The following is a 1,601-nucleotide window of genomic DNA, read 5'->3' as shown; positions in this document are numbered from 1 at the left end:
GGATTTGCCTGTGCTGCTTCTTGAACTTCAATATTAAAACTTTGGGTACTGATAGAACAACCTGTGACGTTATTGGTAATGGTCACAAAGATTTGTTGTGGGTTGCTCGTATTGGTATATGAGCTTACTAATCCATTCATACCTGCTTCGGCATCGGCCAAGTTATCGTGGTAACTTACTATAAACTGTGTTGGATCTTGACCGTTTAAGACTTCTTCGTCTTTTGTGGTTAAGTCAAAACTATCAATACCATCGGTGAATAATTCACATTGAATAAAATCAGTTACTGCCACAACTGTTGGTAGTGGGTGGACTATAATCGTAAAATCAACTAAAGCATAACAGCCTGTAACATCATTGGTTACTCTTACATAGATCTCTTGTTCTGGTGTCTCTGTATTGGTGTATTGTGTTGGGTCTGTTATGGCATTGCTTCCTGAGTTGGCATCGTCTAATCTTTCATAATAGCTTGCTGTAACTCCAGGCTCTCCATTTAAAATAAGTAGTTCATTTTCTGTTAAATCAAAGACTTCTACTCCATCTCCTGTATTTACATCATCACACAACTCTATATTTGGTAATAAATCACTTGGAGTTGGTGTTGGGTTTGGCAATACACGTATGGTTAATGTTGTAAAGTCTACACAGCCTGTATCGGTATCGGTAACCACTGCAAATAAGGTTTGTGGATTTGCTCCTGATCCATTAATTGAGGTATTAACATACGCTGTTGGATCTGGTATTACATTGGTCTGAGATTGTGCTTCGGCATTGGTCTCATAATATGCTACAGACCAACTTGCATTGCCTCCTGTGATTTCATTATCTTTTACTGTTAAATCAAAGCTTGTGATTTCATCTCCTGGTGTTTCTCCTAAATCATCACATACACTTAATTGGGTCGGCTGTACGGCTACTGGTGGTAAATTGACTTCTATTTCAAACTCCCCTGTGTCGTTACAACCTGTTGTTGGATTATACAAACGCACATAGATCATTTGTGGGTTTGCTGTGTTAGTGTAACTGCTTACATTAGTAATTGGGTTATTTCCTGTTGCGGCATCTGCGGCATTCACATGGTAAGTGAGTTGTACGTCTAATGGGTCTTGACCGTTTAGAATCTCCGCATCTTTAGTGGTGAGATCAAATTGGGTGATGCCATTGTCGTCAGTATCACATAATGTGTAAGGTTCTATAGTTGTTGGCACTTCTGGTGATGGTAACACAATAAGTTCCATCGTATTTGCTGTTAAACTATAACAACCTGTTAAGGTATTCTCTGAACGCACATAAATCATTTGATTGTTAGCCACGATATTGGTGTATAACCCTACAATTGGATTATCTCCTGTTTCGGCATCGGTTTGGGTCTCGTGGTAGCTAATCTCCACGTTTGGCTCTCCGTTAATAACTTCTATAGTACGTTGTTCTAAATCGAATTCTGCAAAGCCATCGTTATCATCGTCACAGACTTCTATGGCTGTTGGATTAGCTTCTGGTGATGGTATTGGGTCTACTCGTAAAGTAACTGTTACTGTATTGTAGCAGCCTGTAACATCGTTTTCTGCTCTTACAAATATGGTCTGAGCATTGCTTAGATT

1 pseudogene is annotated in these 1,601 nt (G+C 39.2%); it reads right to left on the bottom strand.

Annotation, left to right across the window (positions count from 1 at the left end):
* Positions 1-1,601 (bottom strand): annotated as a pseudogene (locus K1X16_RS17855) (hypothetical protein); the annotation flags it as partial.

The sequence above is a fragment of the Winogradskyella sp. SM1960 genome (assembly GCF_020179375.1).
Taxonomy (GTDB): domain Bacteria; phylum Bacteroidota; class Bacteroidia; order Flavobacteriales; family Flavobacteriaceae; genus Winogradskyella; species Winogradskyella marina.
Note: the sequence above shows the minus strand (reverse complement) of the source record. Positions and strands in the feature narration are given on the sequence as shown.